16 protein-coding genes and 2 pseudogenes are annotated in these 16896 nt (G+C 67.6%); 10 read left to right on the top strand and 8 right to left on the bottom strand.

Annotated elements, in window-relative coordinates:
* Positions 1-230: 230 nt before the first annotated feature.
* The gene (locus AWQ70_RS23545) at positions 231-1289 is read left to right on the top strand and encodes a sensor histidine kinase (RefSeq protein WP_157530291.1); all 1059 of its coding nucleotides are present in this window, start codon (positions 231-233) and stop codon (positions 1287-1289) included.
* A complete protein-coding gene (locus tag AWQ70_RS23540) occupies positions 1286-1957 on the top strand; it encodes a response regulator (protein ID WP_067179708.1) in 672 nt (223 codons plus the stop codon). Before AWQ70_RS23545 ends, AWQ70_RS23540 begins: the two co-directional genes overlap by 4 nt.
* On the opposite strand, the gene AWQ70_RS23535 is transcribed toward AWQ70_RS23540, so the two are convergent.
* From AWQ70_RS23535 to AWQ70_RS23520, 4 genes are all read right to left on the bottom strand, one after another.
* The gene (locus tag AWQ70_RS23535) at positions 1920-3242 is read right to left on the bottom strand and encodes a nitrilase-related carbon-nitrogen hydrolase (protein WP_067179706.1); all 1323 of its coding nucleotides are present in this window, start codon (positions 3240-3242) and stop codon (positions 1920-1922) included. The two genes, AWQ70_RS23540 and AWQ70_RS23535, sit on opposite strands and share 38 nt — an antisense overlap.
* Before the next feature lie 36 nt (positions 3243-3278).
* Entirely contained in the window at positions 3279-3965 is a 687-nt protein-coding gene (locus AWQ70_RS23530) for a response regulator (protein WP_067179702.1), read from the bottom strand.
* Positions 3966-3970: 5 nt separating this feature from the next.
* Positions 3971-5086, bottom strand: a complete 1116-nt coding sequence (locus tag AWQ70_RS23525) for a sensor histidine kinase (RefSeq protein WP_067179698.1) — start codon at positions 5084-5086, stop codon at positions 3971-3973.
* 65 nt (positions 5087-5151) lie between these two features.
* On the bottom strand, positions 5152-6240 hold the full coding sequence (locus tag AWQ70_RS23520; protein WP_067179695.1) for a hypothetical protein: 1089 nt from the start codon (positions 6238-6240) through the stop codon (positions 5152-5154).
* Positions 6241-6549: 309 nt separating this feature from the next.
* On the opposite strand from AWQ70_RS23520, the gene AWQ70_RS23515 reads away from it, so the two are divergent.
* Together AWQ70_RS23515 and AWQ70_RS23510 are read left to right on the top strand one after the other, a co-directional pair.
* Positions 6550-7761 carry a sensor histidine kinase gene (locus tag AWQ70_RS23515; protein WP_169808727.1) on the top strand — a complete coding sequence of 404 codons (1212 nt, stop codon included), beginning with the start codon at positions 6550-6552 and terminating at the stop codon, positions 7759-7761.
* Complete coding sequence (locus tag AWQ70_RS23510) at positions 7758-8423, top strand: response regulator (RefSeq protein WP_067179690.1); 666 nt, start codon at positions 7758-7760, stop codon at positions 8421-8423. The genes AWQ70_RS23515 and AWQ70_RS23510 overlap by 4 nt, the downstream gene beginning before the upstream one ends.
* A 224-nt stretch (positions 8424-8647) precedes the next feature.
* Here the strand turns inward: AWQ70_RS23510 and AWQ70_RS42625 are convergent.
* The 3 genes and pseudogenes from AWQ70_RS42625 to AWQ70_RS23500 all read right to left on the bottom strand — a co-directional run.
* Positions 8648-8734 (bottom strand): annotated as a pseudogene (locus AWQ70_RS42625) (peptide-methionine (S)-S-oxide reductase MsrA); the annotation flags it as partial.
* Positions 8735-9123: 389 nt separating this feature from the next.
* The gene (locus tag AWQ70_RS23505; RefSeq protein WP_067179687.1) at positions 9124-9594 is read right to left on the bottom strand and encodes a hypothetical protein; all 471 of its coding nucleotides are present in this window, start codon (positions 9592-9594) and stop codon (positions 9124-9126) included.
* Positions 9595-9842: 248 nt separating this feature from the next.
* Complete coding sequence (locus tag AWQ70_RS23500) at positions 9843-10505, bottom strand: hypothetical protein (protein WP_067179684.1); 663 nt, start codon at positions 10503-10505, stop codon at positions 9843-9845.
* Positions 10506-10567: 62 nt separating this feature from the next.
* On the opposite strand from AWQ70_RS23500, the gene AWQ70_RS23495 reads away from it, so the two are divergent.
* The 4 genes from AWQ70_RS23495 to AWQ70_RS42620 all read left to right on the top strand — a co-directional run bounded on the left by AWQ70_RS23495 (position 10568) and on the right by AWQ70_RS42620 (position 13535).
* The gene (locus tag AWQ70_RS23495) at positions 10568-11293 is read left to right on the top strand and encodes a MerR family transcriptional regulator (protein WP_067179680.1); all 726 of its coding nucleotides are present in this window, start codon (positions 10568-10570) and stop codon (positions 11291-11293) included.
* Between the two features lie 602 nt (positions 11294-11895).
* Entirely contained in the window at positions 11896-12990 is a 1095-nt protein-coding gene (locus tag AWQ70_RS37910; protein ID WP_245647116.1) for a helix-turn-helix domain-containing protein, read from the top strand.
* The gene (locus tag AWQ70_RS23490; RefSeq protein WP_067179676.1) at positions 12987-13241 is read left to right on the top strand and encodes a hypothetical protein; all 255 of its coding nucleotides are present in this window, start codon (positions 12987-12989) and stop codon (positions 13239-13241) included. The genes AWQ70_RS37910 and AWQ70_RS23490 overlap by 4 nt, the downstream gene beginning before the upstream one ends.
* A gap of 6 nt (positions 13242-13247) precedes the next feature.
* The gene (locus tag AWQ70_RS42620; protein WP_505795653.1) at positions 13248-13535 is read left to right on the top strand and encodes a PIN domain-containing protein; all 288 of its coding nucleotides are present in this window, start codon (positions 13248-13250) and stop codon (positions 13533-13535) included.
* Between the two features lie 68 nt (positions 13536-13603).
* On the opposite strand, the pseudogene AWQ70_RS42615 reads toward AWQ70_RS42620, so the two are convergent.
* A pseudogene (locus AWQ70_RS42615) lies at positions 13604-13705 on the bottom strand (peptide-methionine (S)-S-oxide reductase MsrA); the annotation flags it as partial.
* A 37-nt stretch (positions 13706-13742) separates the two neighbouring features.
* On the opposite strand from AWQ70_RS42615, the gene AWQ70_RS23485 reads away from it, so the two are divergent.
* Complete coding sequence (locus tag AWQ70_RS23485) at positions 13743-15278, top strand: recombinase family protein (protein WP_067179673.1); 1536 nt, start codon at positions 13743-13745, stop codon at positions 15276-15278.
* Positions 15279-15365: 87 nt separating this feature from the next.
* Positions 15366-16742: an IS1380 family transposase gene (locus AWQ70_RS23480; protein WP_084516523.1), complete on the top strand. Its 1377-nt coding sequence runs from the start codon at positions 15366-15368 to the stop codon at positions 16740-16742.
* Positions 16743-16896 lie beyond the last annotated feature (154 nt).

The following is a 16896-nucleotide window of genomic DNA, read 5'->3' as shown; positions in this document are numbered from 1 at the left end:
AGAGCTCCTCAGGGACGTGAACAACGCCGCAGACGCTACGCGCGAGCTGGACGTTCGCCATCGCACCGTGGGCGGCTTTTTAATCAGTCCCAGGGCTGATGATCAGGTTTGCTCAATTCTCATCCTGTTAATCTTGATTTATGTCGCTATCGTTTGCGGCTGGCGCCCTAGCTGGACGCCCTCAGCGCATTGACGCCATCCTCGCGGCCCTGTTTTGTGGCGCCTCCCTCGTGCAGGTGGTCGTCGCCCCCATTGCCAGCCTTCCCGTGTCCGTGCTCGTCGCCGTCGGCTCCACGGTGCCGCTGGCATGGCGACGCCGGCATCCGGTCGTCGCCGCGCTCGCCGGCTCCCTCATATGGCTCGTCCCCACCCACGGCTTCCTGTTCCTGGGGTACGTGATCGCCGTCCTGCTCTACTACTCCGTCGGGACACAGGTCGCCGCGCTTGGAGTCACCGTCGCGACAGCCGTGACCGGCTCGGCCATGGGCGCCGTGGCGACATTGCTCGGACCGGAGCCCTTCGGTGCGGTCTTCGGCGCGGTGCTCGCGGTCGCCGCGCCCACGGCGATCGGGCGTCTGGTCGCCCACCAGCGAGCGCAGACCGCACGCATGAGGGAACTCGCCGAAGACCTGCGGCGCGAGAGGACGGAGGCCGAACGGGTCGCGGTGGCCGAGGAGCGAGCCCGCATCGCCCGGGAACTGCACGACGTCATAGGCCATGACGTCAGCGTGATCGCCCTGCAGGCGAATGCGGCGGAGGCGGCCATCGAAAAGGCGCCGCAGCTCGCGAAGGCACCGATCGCCGCCATCCGCGAATCCGCGAGCGAGGCACTGAGCGAGATGCGGCGGGTGCTCGGTGCGCTGCATCAGGACGGCGACGAGCATGGGCCGCATCCGCAGCCTGGGGTACAGGACTTGACCAGGTTGGTCGACCGGGCGCGCGCATCCGGCATGCAGGTGGACATGGTGGTACGTGGCACACCCCGCCCCACGCCGCCGAGCGTCCAGCTCGCCGCCTACCGCCTGGGTCAGGAGGCGCTGACCAACGCGCGTAAGCACGCGCCCGGCGCGTCCGTGCTGCTCGAAGTCCTCTGGGGGGCAGAAACCCTGGGGCTCCGGGTGAGCGACAACGGTCCTGGGCCGGAGCCCCAGAGACGTGCCGGATACGGCCTGATCGGGATACGCGAGCGGACGCGCCTGCTCGGAGGTCACCTGCGCACAGGGCCGGCGCCGGGCGGGGGCTTCGAAGTGATGGCTGAGCTGCCACTCGACCCGCTGTCGGTGACATGACCTCCGTCGTCATCGTCGATGACCAGGCACTGGTTCGTGATGGGCTACGACTCATTCTCGAGCTGGCGGACATCGAGATCGTGGGTGAGGCGGCCGACGGCGCCGCGGCGGTCGAGCTCGTCCGGCGGACGCGGCCGGACGTCGTTCTGATGGACCTCCGCATGCCGGGCCTCGACGGGATCGCGGCGACCCGGCGCATCGCCGCGATGGGGGTGCCGACCCGTGTCCTGGTCCTGACGACCTTCGGCCTCGACCAGTACGTCTATGAGTCGCTACGGGCCGGTGCCGCCGGCTTCCTGCTCAAGGACACGGGGCGTGAGCGGCTCGTGGAGGCGGTGCGCACGACAGCGGCGGGAGAGACCCCCTTAGCGCCGGCAGTGCTCGAACGGATCGTGAATCACTACGTGCGGCGCCCCCCGCCCGGCCTGCTCAAGCCACCGCGGCTCGAAGCGCTCAGCGCCCGCGAGATCCAGGTGCTCAGGCTCGTCGCCGCGGGCTACTCCAACCCCGAGATCGCACAAGAGCTGTTCATCTCGCTCGCGACGGTCAAAAGCCACGTGCGGCACATCCTGTCAAAGCTTGGACTGCGCGACCGTGTACAGGCCGTGATCATCGCCTACGAAGCCGGACTCACCACGGCAGGGGGCGATGACGGCTCCACGCCGTAAAGCCCGGCCTTCGTAGGGCCAGCGCACCGAGCGCGAGCAGCAGGAACCCGGCCGAGGCCCACGCGGCCCAGTCGCCCAGGGCGATGTAGAGGGTGGCCGAACCTTGCCGAGGCAGGGTGGCCGTGACCGTGGTCATGCCCGTTCTGTCGCTGTAGCGCTCGGTCACGATCCGGCCGCGGTTGTCGCTGACCGTCAGCCATCCCTGGCGTGCGGCACGGGCCACCGCCAGGCCGTTCTCCACACCGCGCACCACCGCCATGCGGCTGTGCAGCCACGCGTCCTCGTCGAAGTCCCAGGCGGGCGCGAGCAGGGCGGCGGCGCCGGCCTTGCCGTACTTTCTGACCAGGCCAGGGAAGTCGAGGTCCTTGCAGATGATGAGGCCGAGCCGGCCGCCGTCCAGGAAGGCCAAGCTGGTGCCGGGCCGGAACTTGCGCTCCACCCCGGGGATCATGTGGTGCTTGTCGTAGCGCACGCCGGAGGGGTAGCCGACCGCGCTGTTGGTCTCCATGGCGATCCCCGCGATCACCTCGACGCCCGGGCGGGCGAACGGCAGGTCGGCTGTCTTGAAGACCTTCTCGGGCAGCACCACGATCTCCGCGCCGCGGGCCACCGCGGCGTCAACGGCCTCGCCGTATCGGCGGACAAGATCCTCGGAGTTGTCGGTCGCGACCAGCGCGACCTTCCGTCCTCCGGTGTCGGCGGGCGTCGCGAGCCGTACGACACCATGGCCGAGCGTGAGCGCGACCAGCACGCCCGAGACCACCGCCGCGCGTGGCCGCAGGACCGCGATCGAGGCGGGCACGAACAGCAGGAGGAAGGTGATGCCCCAGACCCCGGTGACCGAGGCGGTCTGCAGCACGGGCAGGAAGTCGGCCTGCGTGTACGCCAGGCTCCACCAAGCGCCATGCGGTCCGGCGAGGTTCATGACCCACTCAGCGGTGACCCAGACGGCCGGTACGGCTGCCGCCGCCAGGAGCGGCCTGCCGCGCACAAGCAGGGTGCGGAAGAGCAGCACGCCCAGGCCGTAGCAGAGCGCGGGGCCGGCGATGAGGGCGGCGGCCAGCGCGGGCGGCATCTCGAGGGTCCGGGTGAAATATGGCCACATCTGCGCCTGGCCGGCGAGCCAGACGAGCGTCCCGGCGGCGAAAGCCGTACCTCTGCCCGCCCGGCGAGCCAGGAACAGGATGGGCAGCGGCGCGAGCCAGGTGAGCCACCAGAGGGGGTGAAGACCGGTGCCGAAGTGCATCAGGACGGCTGAGGCGAGGGTGAGGAGGATGCGTTCCATGCCGACGAGCGTGCTTCCCCCCACCCTGCCGGCGCGTCAGTCGCGGGTGCGATCTCTGTTGTCACTCTCACCGGCGACCACCAGCCCGGACTCGTAGGCGAGCACCACAGCCTGGACCCGGTCTCGCAGGTCCAGCTTGGTGAGCATGCGGCTGACGTGCGTCTTGACCGTGTGCTCGGTGACCACGAGCGCGGCGGCGATCTCCGCGTTCGACAGGCCGCGCGCGACCAGCTTCAGCGTCTCGCGCTCGCGTTCGGTCAGTGCGTCCAGCCTGGCCGCCAGCCGGGGGGCGACGCCGTGGGCGGGCCTGCGCACCAGGTCCTCGAGCAGTCTCCTGGTCGCCGCCGGGGCGAGCAGGGCCTCGCCTGAGGCGACGGTACGCACGGCGTGGGCGAGTTCGTCGCGCCGGATGTCTTTCAGCAGGAAACCGCTCGCCCCCGCCCGGACCGCGTCGTAGACGTACTCGTCGAGGTCGAACATGGTCAGCACGAGCACCTTGGCGGCGGTGGTGGCGCAGATCTCCCTGGTCGCCTCGATGCCGTTCTTGCCCGGCATGCGCACGTCCATCAGGACCACGTCCGGCTGGAGCCGCCTGGCCTCGGCGATCGCCTCCTCGCCGTCGGCGGCCTCGCCGACCACCTCCATGTCCGGCTGCGCGTCCAGGATCAGCCCGAACCCCGCGCGGAAGAGGTCCTGGTCGTCGGCGATGAGCACCCGTAACACGCGGGCTATTCAAGCGGAAATTCAGCTTTCACTACGAATCCCCCGTTTCGTCCCGCCCCGGCCCGAAGCGTCCCGCCACATGCCGCTGCCCGTTCCCGCATCCCGGCCAACCCGTACCCGCCGCCCTCACCCGGCCCCCGCCCGTCGTCGGCGATCTCCACCGTCAGGCTCTCCCGCCAGGTCAGAGTGAGGCGTACGGCACGCATACCGGCGTGCTTGCGCACGTTGGTCAGCGCCTCCTGAACGATGCGGTAGACGGCGGCCTCAACGCTTTCGGTGACCGGGCGCGGGGTGCCGACGGTCGTGCTCGCCACATCGAGACCGCTGCGCTCGAGCAGCGCGGGGAGGTTGGCCAGACGCGGCTGAAACAGCGACTCGCGCAGGCGCTCGCCGGCATGGCCCCACGCCGGTCCGCCACCTTCGCCCGGGGTCCGCAGCGCGGCGAGCACCTCCCTGAGCTCGGCCAGCGCACCCCTTCCCGTGTCGGCGATGGCATCGAAAGCCGCCTCGGCCTTGTCCGGGTCGCTGCGGAGCACCACCGGCCCGGCTTCGGCCTGAACCACCATCAGGCCAACGGAATGGGTGACGATGTCGTGCATGTCGCGCGCGATCCGGGTGCGCTCCTCGGCCGCCGCCGCGATGTGCTCCTGCTCCCGCCGCCGCGCCCGCTCGGCCAGCTCAGCAGTTCGCGAACGACTTGCCCTGACACTGGTGCCCAGCGCGTAGGCGGCCACGAAGGCAGTGCCCACCAGTCGGAAGGTGTCGTCGTTCTCCCCCGGCAGCACCAGCGAGAAACCCACAGCCGCCACGATCACCGGAATCGCCGCCAGCCTCTTCCAGGTGGGACTCAGATCGGCGATCGTGTAGACGGCCAGCAGCGGCCCAAAGGGCAGAAACGGCTTCTCCCACGTCACCATCACCGTCATCGCCGTCCCGACCACCACCGCTACCACCATCGGCGCCCGCCTACGCCACCACACCGGCACCGACGCCAGCAGCCCGAGCCCGATGATCCACCACGGTTTGGGATCGGGCAGTAGAAGCGGCCCAACCGTAGCCAGGACCACGCCCACGGCAAGCGCCCCGTCAACCGCCCTACCGACCCGGCCCGCTGCGAACATCCGCCCATTATCAGGATCTCTCGGCCCACTTGCCCTCACTCTCTGGAGTGATGCTGGTGGTAGAGCTACAGCTCATGCACTGAGCGGACAGGCCGGTCGTAGTCCTCGGCCACCTGGCAGTAGCGACAGGTTCCGCGTCGGCGCAGGCCGTAGGCGCAGGCGGCGGCGCCAAGGGCGGCTCCCCACACGATCCACAGCATGCTCGGCGCGTTGGTGCCCCACATGGCGAGATCGACGCCCATCCGGACGTTCATCAGCCCGGCGGGTATCAGAACGACCGCCACGATGGACGCAGGGATCACGGCGAGCGCCGACGGGACTCGTTCGCCCGCCTTGAACCAGACCCAGCGCGGGTATACCTCGCCCCACCGGTGGACGAGGCCGTGAGTGAGGATGCATCCGCAGATCGACGCGATGGCGCACCCAAGTCCCACCTCCAGCATGCCGGGCGTCTCCCGCATCATTCGCGCGAAGTCCTCGGGGATGCCGAGCGGGATTCCGAAATACCAGGCGATTCTGGTGACCTCGTACGGTATGGGGGCGGCGCACGCCACGTAGACGGCCCACCGGCCCCAACTGCGCAGCGCGTCCGGCGTGGTCCACCGCTCGGTCACACCGCCGCGCCGGCCGCAATGCGCGCACGCCTGCCTGGTACGCCTCTGGTAGGCGAGGGTCGCCAGGGCCCACAGCAGGCCACCGGCGAAGACTACGATCAGGTTCACCCGATGCCAGTACAGGATGTCCCCGATGCCGTCCTGCGGTCCGGGCACCCCGGTGAAGGCGAACACCAGCAGCAGCGGGGCGAAGGCCAGCAGCGCGAGCAGGGTGTAGTCAGGGATCACCAGGGCGAGCGTTCCGGCCAGGGCCCAGCCGAAGACGGCCAGTGCCGTACGGGTACCGTCTCGTCCCCATTCCCTGGCCATCGCCAGCGCGGCTATCGCGCCAACCAGCCCGATGACGGCCATGGCCGGCGCGACGATCCCGGCCTGACTGCCCTCCAGGATCGAACCCGATACATGCTCGTCGTCGACGGACGCGAACGGAAAACCGCCGCCGCCCAGCGCCCAGAAGAGCCCGAGCGCACCGTATGACAGCGACCACGCGGCCGCGGCGTATCCGGACCACGCCGGCCAGCACCTCCACCAGTGGAGCATCTACCCATCACATCCTGACGATCTCGTTCGGGAATCACGTCCGGACGCGCCGTCGGCTTCAGGCCTCCCAGGCTGCGGCGGGCCCGTGTCAACGGCCCTGGGAAGGTCACGTCCTGGATCCACCGTCGAGGAAACATGGGCATTCGGCCCATGTGCCGAACGGCATGGCCGAAGGCGGATTCGGCGTGTGAATGTGCCGTTCGGCACAGGCGGGTGGAACGGCCGGATATCTAGGCTCGAGGTATGCGCACACGACTCAGCGGAGCCCGGCGGTGGCGCGAGCGGGCCGGTGCGGCCGCTGCCGTCCTCGTGGCGCTGACCGGGATCGCCGCAGCGCCCGCGTGCGGCCCGTCGGCCACGCTGCCGATGTCATTGACGATGGCGGCCGCGGTCGGGACAGTCACCGCCTGGCCGTACGACGGCCGCCGGATCGCGGCGATCACCGGCGGGGCGGGCGTCGTTTCGCTGGCCGCGACCGCCGGGGTCCTGCTGCTCGGCGGGGAACACAGGCCAGCAACCTCTGCGACCGGCTGGATGGTCGGCGAATCCGCGAGCCTACTCATCCTGGTCATCCTGGTGGTACGTGCCGCGCCTGTCCGCCACGCGCTGATCGCCGCGGGACTGGCGGGGGTGGCCACGCCGGTCTTGCTGCTGCGGTTCGGACTGGGGCCTCCGACCCTCGCGGCGCTGGCCGGATTCGCCGTCTGGGGGCTATCGGCGGCACTCGCGGCCACGGTCGGGCTCTACCTGCGCTCCCTGGACGACCACCGCGCCCGCTCCGTACGCGCGGCGCGCCAGGCGCAACGCACGCAGCTCGCCCGCGACCTGCACGACTTCGTCGCCCACGACGTCAGCGGCATGCTCGCCCAAGCCCAGGCCGGCCGAATCCTCGCCGAACAGGACCCGCAGCAGGCGGTGGCCGCGTTCCAGCGCATCGAGCAGGCCGCGCTCCAGGCGCTGGCATCGATGGACCGGACCGTGCGGATGCTGCATGACGCGGACGATCTCGCGGCCGGGGAGTCGGGGGGCCGAACGCCGCTCCCGGGGCTGGTGGACCTTCGAGGTCTGGCCGATCGGTTCTCCGACTCCGGCACCGCAGTGGTTCACCTCGACATTGACGCACGACTAGAAGACCCGAATGGCGGCGTGCCCCGGGAAGTGGCCGCCACGGCGTACCGGATCGTCGTGGAGGCACTGACCAACGTGCGCCGCCACGCGGTGACGGCGAACCGGGTGGAGGTCACCGTCCGCCGCACCCGTATCGTGGGCGATCTCACCGGGGGCGCCCTGGAGGTCACCGTGACAGACGACGCTCGAACCGGACCCGCACCCGCCGGGCACGTGCTCGGCACTGCGGTCCGCGGCGGCGGTTTCGGCTTGGCCGGCCTGGCCGAACGCGTCGAAGCGCTCGGCGGCAAGCTTGCCGCCGGCCCGTGTGCTCCGCACGGATGGCGTGTCGCCGCCACTATGCCGCTGACTGCCTCGCTCCACGGCGGGGGCATCCGGCCGGTGACAGCATGACCGGCAGGCCGACCCGCGTCCTGGTGGCCGACGATCAGGAGAACATCCGCAGCGCATTCCGGATCATCCTTGACGCCCAGCCGGACATGACCGTCATCGCAGAGGCCGCCTGCGGGGCGACCGCGGTCGAACAGGCCCGCCATCTGCGCCCGGACGTGGTACTCGCCGACATCCGAATGCCCCGCATCGACGGTCTCGAGGTGACCCGCCTGCTCGCCGGGCCACAGGTGGCCGAGCCGATGCGTGTCGTGGTCGTCACCACCTTCGACCTCGATGACTACGTCCATACCGCACTGCGCAACGGTGCCTGCGGCTTCCTGCTGAAACGCTCCAGCCCCACCCTCCTCGCCGAAGCAGTCCGCGCAGCCATGTCCGGCGACACCCTCATCAGTCCGCAGATCACCGTACGGCTCCTGCGCGCTTTCACCACGCCACCGCCGCCCACGTCCGGCCGGGTCGGCTCCACGCGACTCACCGATCGCGAACTCCACATCACTCGCCTGGTCGCCCAGGGCCACACCAACGCCGAGATCGCGGCCGCCCTGTTCATCGCGCCCGGTACGGTCAAAAACCACATCGCCGGCATCCAGCGCAAGCTCGGGGCCCGGAACCGCGTGGGCATCGCCGCCTGGGCCTGGGACACCGGCAACGCCACCCCGTGATAGCGCTCGCTCGCTACCGGACGCGCCCGCCTGTACGGTCTCACCCGAAAAGTCGGACGGTGATCGGGCATAGCCGAAGCGCCTCAACTGCCGAAGGCGGTCGTCAATGACAACCGGCCTGGTGGAGTGTGGCGGAGCACCACCACCGCATCGACCGGAGCAAAGCGAGGCCCGTTTCGGCCTGACCGGGGGCCATGCCGCAGCGAAGCATAGCCCTGCGTGAATCAGGCTTCGCCGGCGGTCAGGCCGACGGGGCAGCTGACGCCGGTGCCTCCGATGCCGCAGTAGCCGTTGGGGTACTGCTGGTGGTAGCGGTTCACTTCGGGCGATAGATCGGCAAGCAACGGATCACGTATCCGTGTCTTTCGGATGGCGGGGCGAAGCGTAGATCAACCACACGGTACGCATCCCGTCGTCGATGACGTACCGGACGCGACCTCCACTTGTGACCTCGAACTCCCACTGCTCGAGATCCTTGCCGTTGTGGCGGTGAATCGCGAGGTCGCCACGGAGACGATGCTGGCGCTCGTGATCTGCGCGCGAACGTGGATCCGTGCGCAAAGCTTCAAGACAGCGCCGTGCGTTGGCCAGGGCGTGCCTGCACAGTTCCTCCCACCCCCTTGCCGCATCACTGGTGGCGAAGCGAACGTCCCACTCATCGTCAAGAGGGGACCGGTGACACGATCCCCGCGTTTGGGACTCATGCAGAGACCTCAACCGGTCCGAAGTCTCCGCTCGTAGGCTTACGCGCGTCCGCGTACTCCGCTGGGTCCGCCTTGATCCGAGCCGTCGCCCGCCAGCCCACGATCACTTCTTCGGCCCTGTTGTCCAAGTCCAGCTCTGCAGCGTCAGACAGAGCCTCGACCAGTTCGAACGTAAAGTTCCGTAGCTCGTCCGTGGTGAGGTGGCGGACCCAGGGGAAAACCTCAGGCATCGCGATAGCCAACGTCCTGGCCGTCGGATCGTGCTTGAGAAGCGCAAGGAACAAGCGAGACGCCGTCGCGAGCGTCCGATCTCGCTGCTCCTCGCGGTCCGCAGCCGTCAGATAGAAGTCCGGTGCATCCCGATGAGTGACACGTACCCGCCCCAGACGTGTCGCCCGCTCCGCGACCGCTCGCGGGTTCCTCGACAAGTCCGAGAACGTCACCGACTCTGCGTGGCTCGCGCTCATATCTCAATCATAGTCAGAACGTATTCTGATATACATCCTGATTGGCTGGAGACAGCTCTGGCCCTTGAGCGACACCGGACGGGCCGGGCGACCAAAGGCCAGGATCGATCAGTTACCGCAGGGCACGCCTCTCCAGACGTCAGACCGACCGGGCAGGAGGCGCCCGTCCCGCCGATAGCGCAGCGGCCCCCTTGGCCCTTCGCTCAGAGCCGCCCAGGCAAAAGGGCGTACAAGTTCACGGGCGCCGATCACCGGTTACGCAGGTACCGCCAGCCCAGCGCCCCGTACCAGATCATGATCGGCAGGTGGAGGGCGTACCCGAGCTGTTCCAGCGCCACCGTCGGCCCATCGGTCCCGGTCGTCCACGGAAGCGCGACCGCGGCCAAACCTGAGATCGCGGCGACCGCACCGGCGATACGGAGCCCGGTGGACATCGGGACGCCGACCGCTGCGGCGGCGGTGGCGGCGGCCCACAGCAGTCCGGCCAGGTTGACCGCCCACTTGGCGGTGAGCAGTACCGCCCAGGCCACGGTGGCGACCGCCGGGGCGGCGGGGTCAGCGGCCAACTGGGTCAGCGCCAGGTTCCCGGCGTCATGAAGCAGGCCTGCCAGCCCGGCGGCGGCCAGCAGCCCGCCGGCCAGCGTTACCAGATGCGGTCCGGGTGCCTGGGCGGAGCGAGCGGACATCACGAGCCCGGCCGCGGTCAGTGCCAGCCAGCCCAGCACGTCAAAGGCCAGCTCGGTCAGATGCAGCCCGAACCGCTCAGCCACCGCGGCCAGCGCGGCGGCAGGGTCGGCCGAATTCAGGGTCAACCCCGATGGCACCACGATGGCCGCACCGGCGACCATGGCCACTAACGAGGTCAACAGCAGGACACCGGTAAGCCGGGTCCGAGGGGTCGAATCGGTCATGGACGGTGACGGTAGAACCTTGCCGCAGGGACAAAGTCAACATGCCGCGGAGAGGAGCCAAGGTGTGGCGGATCGGGCAACTGGCGCACATGGTCGGCGTATCCGAACGGACCTTGCGCCATTACGACAAGATCGGGCTGCTGGCTCCCGCCGCAGTGGACCGAGCCACCGGCTATCGCTGGTACGGCGTGGCCGAGCTGTCACGGCTGGAACGCATCCGTGGCTTGCAACGCCTCGGCCTGCCGCTGCGCCAAATCGCCGATCTGCTGGATGCTCCCGAGGCGCAGTTGCGACAAGCCCTGTCCGAGATCGTGACGGGCATCAAGCGTGACATCGCCGCTTTGGCCACCACTGCGGCTCATGCCGAGGACCACCTCGCCACGCCGATGTCGATCCTGCCCCAGCAGACCACGATGAGATCGCGCCGTCTACGCGTACGCCGACTGCACCTCGATCATCCATCCGAGCTCGCCGCCGTGTGCCCGGCACCACCGGCGACCCTGCTGACCTGGCTGCGCGGGCAGCCGACCGGCGGGTTCACGGCGGCGGTGACCAGCGATCGCGACGGCGAGCAACTCACCCTGCCCGCTCGTGCCGTCGTGCGAGCCGTCGTTCCGCCTTCCACAGACGTGGTCCGCGCCGGACAGGAGCTGTTCGGCTGGTTGCACCGCCACCACCTGGCCATCACCGGCCCTACCGTGGAAGAACACCTCATCGACGCCGAAGGCGCTCACGCCGTCGTCCTTGAAGCATCCGTACACCCCCAACGGCATACCCCTTCGGCCTGACCGCTCTTCGAACGCCTCCCGCTTGCCGAACCGGGCCGGATAGCAGGACGGCTCACGCCCAAGAGCTGAGTGTCAACCGTACGGCGGGATCCGTGAAGCTACTCCCCGGTCGGGACCAGGCCCGCCTGGCAGGCACCCACTCGGACGGGTCACCTGGCTTGACGTTGGTGCCGCCAATGCCGCAGTGGCCGTTCGGGTTCTTGAACAGGTACCGCTGTTAGGAGTTCGCTCCCGGCAATAGATCATCCTCGGCCCAGCGGTAGTCGGCTGCCGCCACAGGAGGCCACCTATCCCAAGTCGCGGGAGGGCACGCCCGCGCATGTCATCAGCACCGTCCTCCAGTATTGGGCAGCAACCCATGGATGCACTCGGAGTTGAGATGACACCAATCAGCAGAGTGGTGAGGACGAACACTGATCCTCCGGCATGGAACCCAGTCCGCAGCACTCGGCATCGTCACATGCTCCCCGCAAACCTCGACTTCCGTACGTCTCCGAGAAGGATGCGGGGCATGGTGCGCCTGTCTCGTCGCTTCAGCAAAGTTATCCCCCGGATGCCCATGACACCTGTCCGCCCACCTTGGGGTGTGCGATTATCGCACTATGAGCACCCTCGACTGGAACGAGATCGGGGAGCGAGTCCGTGAAGCGCGACTGGCCATGCGCCTGTCGCAAGGGCAGCTTGCCGAGAAAACCGATCTTGACAGAACCATGATCAGCAAGATCGAGGCTGGTTCAAGGCGGCTCGATGCGCTGGAGCTCGCTCGACTGGCCCGTGCGCTTGACATGCCCATCGGGCATTTCCTAAATGCACCGCCAGCAGTCATGTCGCACCGCACGCCTTTGGCTGAGGACACAGTGACAGACGCCACCCAGGCCTCCTATCGCATCGATAGCGCACTGGCCGCATGGATCCGCGAAATCCGGATGCTCATGTCGCTGGACATGCTCGACCCGAAGCCGATTAAGCAGTACCCCAGTAAGGTCGACGGGCTCTCTGCCGCTGCGGAGGCCGCCAGATGGCTCCGAAGCGACCTCGGTCTGGGAACCGCTGCCATCGAATCCCTGGCTGAGCTCTGCGAACGGTGCGGTCAATACGTCCTGGTGACCGACCTCCCAGGAGACGGAGCCTCGGCTGTGGACGGCAATGTAGCGGCAGCGGTGGTGAGCCTGAATGGTGACCCTGGCCGGCGGCGCAGTACTGCGGCTCACGAACTCGGACACCTAATATTAGGTGACGAATACTCAACAGATGTTGGAGTCAGCGCTTCTCGGATGGAACGGGAAGCGATGATAGATGCCTTTGCGGCAGAGCTCCTCCTGCCAGTGGAGGCCGTTCGCCGAGCTAGTGAGGCGGAGGCATCGAGCCGATCGGCCCTTGTAAGGCTCGCGGCCGGATACCGGACCTCCTGGAGTCTCGCGCTACGACAAGCTCGGGCTGCCGAGCTGATAACTTCAACCGAAGAAAAAAGTCTTCGAGCATACCCACCGACTCTTGCAGAGTTCAGAGATTCCCTAGGTTGGATACCTCAGCCAGACCTCAACGCCATCCGCGTACCTCCGAGTTTCGCGCACGCCGTGATGACGGCCTACCGACAGGGCCGGATCACCAGTAAGCGGGCGCTGGAGCTGATGCACGGGCAGCTTGAGAGCGCGGCAGATCTGCCACCTAGGTTTGAAGAGGATGATGCTCCATGACCATGGCTAGGCCGGGTGAACCGTTGCCCCCGCTCGTAGCCGACGCCATGGTCATTCATCACTTCGCCAAAGCTGACCGCATCGATGTACTTGGGGCCAGCGTCTCCACGCTGTCCACTACGCACATTGTGGCAAGAGAGGTCGACAAATACCGCAGCGAATATCCGTCGCTGAGATCGATCGCCGACCTGGAGTGGTTAAGCATCCTGCCGCAGGATACCGATGAAGAGCTGATCTCCTTCGAACAGTAGGTCAACCTGTTAGGCGCTGGTGAACATGATCTAGGCGAAGCCAGCGTCTTCACCGCCGCCGAAATCCACGACTTGGTTGCCATTACGGACGACCGCGACGCGACCAAAGTGGGCCGAGCACAGGGTCTGAACGTGCATGGAACAGTGTGGCTCCTGACCCGACTACACAGGCTCGGCAAAATGACGCTTGTGGAGATCTGTGGCCATGTAGACGCCCTAAGATCAACAGGAATGCGTCTTCCTTGCACCGGCAGCGAACTTCCTCGGTGGGCGGCAGAGCGCGGACTTCTTTAGACAGCACCGTCGGGATTCAGTAGTCAAGGCAGGAGGCCATAGCTCCGTGACTATGGCCTCCTGCCGCGTTACGCCTCGCCGGATGTGAGACCGATCGGGCATGCGACGCCCGTTCCTGCGATGCCGCAGTAGCCGTTGGGGTTCCGCTCCAGGTACTGCTGGTGGTAGTCGTATGGCTGAGGCAATAATTCCTCTCAGGAGGTGCTCATGGCTCAGCTCGGCCCGGTCATCCCCGTCGTCTCCTACGCTCGCATCTCTGCGGACACCCGGCGCGACGAACACGGCGTACAGGCGCAGCACCGGATCAACCACGAGACCGCTGCCCGATACGGCTGGGTCGTGGTGCATGAGTTCACCGACAACGACAAGTCCGCGGCCAAAGCCGACGTCGTGCGAGACGACTTTGAGGCCATGCTGCGAGCCCTCCGGCTGGGACGATTACCGGACGGCGCGGAGGTCCAGGGCGTCGTGATCGTCGCCGAAGACCGACTGGCTCGCCGTCCCGGCGACTACGAGCGCTTCGTGGAATCGATCACCTACCGAGACGGACGCGTCTTCTCCGACGCTCGTGGACCGAAAGACCTCTACAGCGAGGACACCGAGAGCATGGGCCTGTTCGGGGCCGTGATCTCGAAGATGGAGGTACGCAAGATGCAACGGCGAATGCGACAGTCCCACCGGTCGCGGGCCGAACTCGGGAAGCCGGTGGGAGGAACGCGGCCGTTCGGGTGGCGGGATGACCGGCTGAGCCTGGACCCGAAGGAGGCCCCGCTACTACGCAAGGCCGCCGAAGACTTCATCGGCGGGCGGTCCCTGTACTCGATCGTCGCCGAGTGGCAGCGCGAGGGCGTGGTGACCACGCTCGGCAACGAGTGGACCACAACATCTCTCAAGGTCACGTTCAAGAACCCCCGGCTGTGCGGCTGGCGCGCGATCAACGGCGAGTTGGTCCGAGACTCCGCCGGTGAGCCGGTGACGGGGCAATGGACTCCGATCCTGACGCCGGAGCAGTGGCAGGCGCTCCAAGCGATCTTCGCGGCGAGGAAGGGTCGGAGCGTGACCCGGAAGGGAGTGGGCGAGATCCTCGCACCGGACCACCGGGAGTTCAGCTATCTGATGACCGGCGTGCTTCGATGCGGCAAGAAGCAGGCAGATGGAAAGACCTGCAACAGCCTCCTCCGGGTCAGTCGCCAGAAGGATTGCAAACAGCACATCTACGTATGCCCGGGAAAAACACAGGGCGGTTGCGGCGGAATCGGCAGACGCGGTGACCTGATAGACCTTTTCGTTTCGGAAGCCGTGCTCGCAAAACTCGAAGAAGCCAGCTTCGCGGCGTCTCCCGAGTCGGCCGAATGGCCGGGACAGGTCGAATACGAGGACCTCAAGGGCCGTCTGGAAGAGCTGCGCACACAGTGGGCGTCCGGACGCATCAGCAACGACCTGTTCTTCTCGCTGGCTCCTGATCTGGAGCAGCGCATAGGACGCCTGCGCGGTGAGGCGCAGAGCTTCACAGCAGCCGTCCAACGCCGTACGAAGCGAGCCACCGCCGATGCGGCCGAGATCCGGCGGCGCTGGTACCTCCCGGAGGAAGACGGCGGACTACCACTATCCACGAAGCGCAGCTATGTCCGGGAAGCACTGCACGCCGTGATCGTCCACCCCAGTGGCGGCGGGCGTAAGCCCTTCAACCCGGATCTCCTCGAACTAACCTCGGGCTTTCGCGGTGAATTTCTCCGAGGTTGATCGTTTACATGAGAAAAGCGCCTCTGAACTGGGAGGATCGGGCTTGTCGAGAGTCCTGTCCGCGCCAATTCAGAAGGCACTTTTCACGTGCAGACTATCGGTTCCCAACGCAAGATCGTGGTCTCCGCCGATGGAGCGGGACTCGTCTCCCAAGCCGGTGGGCTTCTCCTGCTGGAGACACTGCGGGTCACCGGCCTGAACAAGGCCCTATCAGCCCAGTTGGAGCGATGGCGGCCACCACGGGCCGTCCACGATCCCGGCAAGGTCATCACCGACCTGGCCATCAGCCTGGCTCTCGGCGGGGACTGCCTGGCCGACATCGCGATACTGCGCTCTCAGCCGGAACTGTTCGGCCATGTAGCCTCCGACCCGACCGTCTCCCGCCTGATCGACCGGCTCGCTGCCGACCCCGCCCGGGCGCTGAAAGCCATCCGCGCCGCACGTGCCGTCGCCCGCCGGCAAGCCTGGACCCTCGCCGGACAGCACGCGCCCGGCACAGACGGCGAGCTGATCCCCATCGACATCGACGCCACCATCGTCATCGCCCACTCCGACAAGGACCAGGCCACGCCGACCTGGAAGAAGACCTTCGGCTTCCACCCGATGACCGTCTTCGCCGACCACGGCGCCGACGGGGCCGGTGAGCCCCTCGCCATCGTGCTACGGCCAGGCAACGCCGGTTCCAACACCGCACTCGATCACATCGACGCCACCCGGCTGGCACTCGCGCAGCTCCCCAAACAGCGCCGCCGCCAGGTGCTGATCCGCACAGACTCCGGCGGCGGCACCCACGAGTTCCTCACCTGGCTCACTCGCCCAGGACGGCGGCTCGCCTACTCCATCGGGTTCACCCTCACCGACGACATCCAGCAGGCGATCCTCACCTTGCCGCCCGATGCGTGGACACCCGCCTACGACGCAGACGGCAAGGTCCGGGCTGGTGCCTGGGTCGCCGAGCTGACCGGCCTGCTCGACCTTTCCTCCTGGCCGAAGGGGATGCGGGTCGTCGTGCGCAAGGAGCGGCCCCATCCGGGCGCGCAGTTGCGCTTCACCGACATCGACGGGCACCGCTTCACGTGTTTCATCACCAACACCCGGCACGGTCAGCTCGCTGACCTGGAGTTACGCCACCGTCGCCGCGCCCGCTGCGAGGACCGCATCCGCGCCGCCAAGGACACCGGCCTACGCAACCTGCCCTTGCGTGACTTCACTCAAAACCAGATCTGGGTGGAGATTGTCGCGCTGGCCTGTGAACTCCTCGCCTGGACGCAGATGCTCGCCCTACACGGCACTTCCGCTCGCCGGTATGAGCCCAAACGCCTGAGGCTGCGCCTGTTCGCCGTTGCCGCCCGGCTGGTCCGTGGTGGTCGGCGCCTGCGCCTGCGCATCGCCGCGTCCTGGCCCTGGGCCAGCCAACTGGTCGCAGCCATTACCCGGCTCCAGGCACTCCCGGCCCCGACCTGACCAGCACAAAGCCACCCCGACGATCAGGGAAGGACACCTTGAGGGCCCGTGGAACCCCGCTCACCCGGCGCGATAGCCGGGCCGCCAGGTTGACCACGGCCCCGATTTCAAACTCCAGCCGAACCGCTCAGCCAGCCACCGGATAGACGTGAAA

The sequence above is a fragment of the Microtetraspora niveoalba genome (assembly GCF_001570405.1).
In the GTDB taxonomy this organism is placed as follows: domain Bacteria; phylum Actinomycetota; class Actinomycetes; order Streptosporangiales; family Streptosporangiaceae; genus Microtetraspora; species Microtetraspora niveoalba.
Note: the sequence above shows the minus strand (reverse complement) of the source record. Positions and strands in the feature narration are given on the sequence as shown.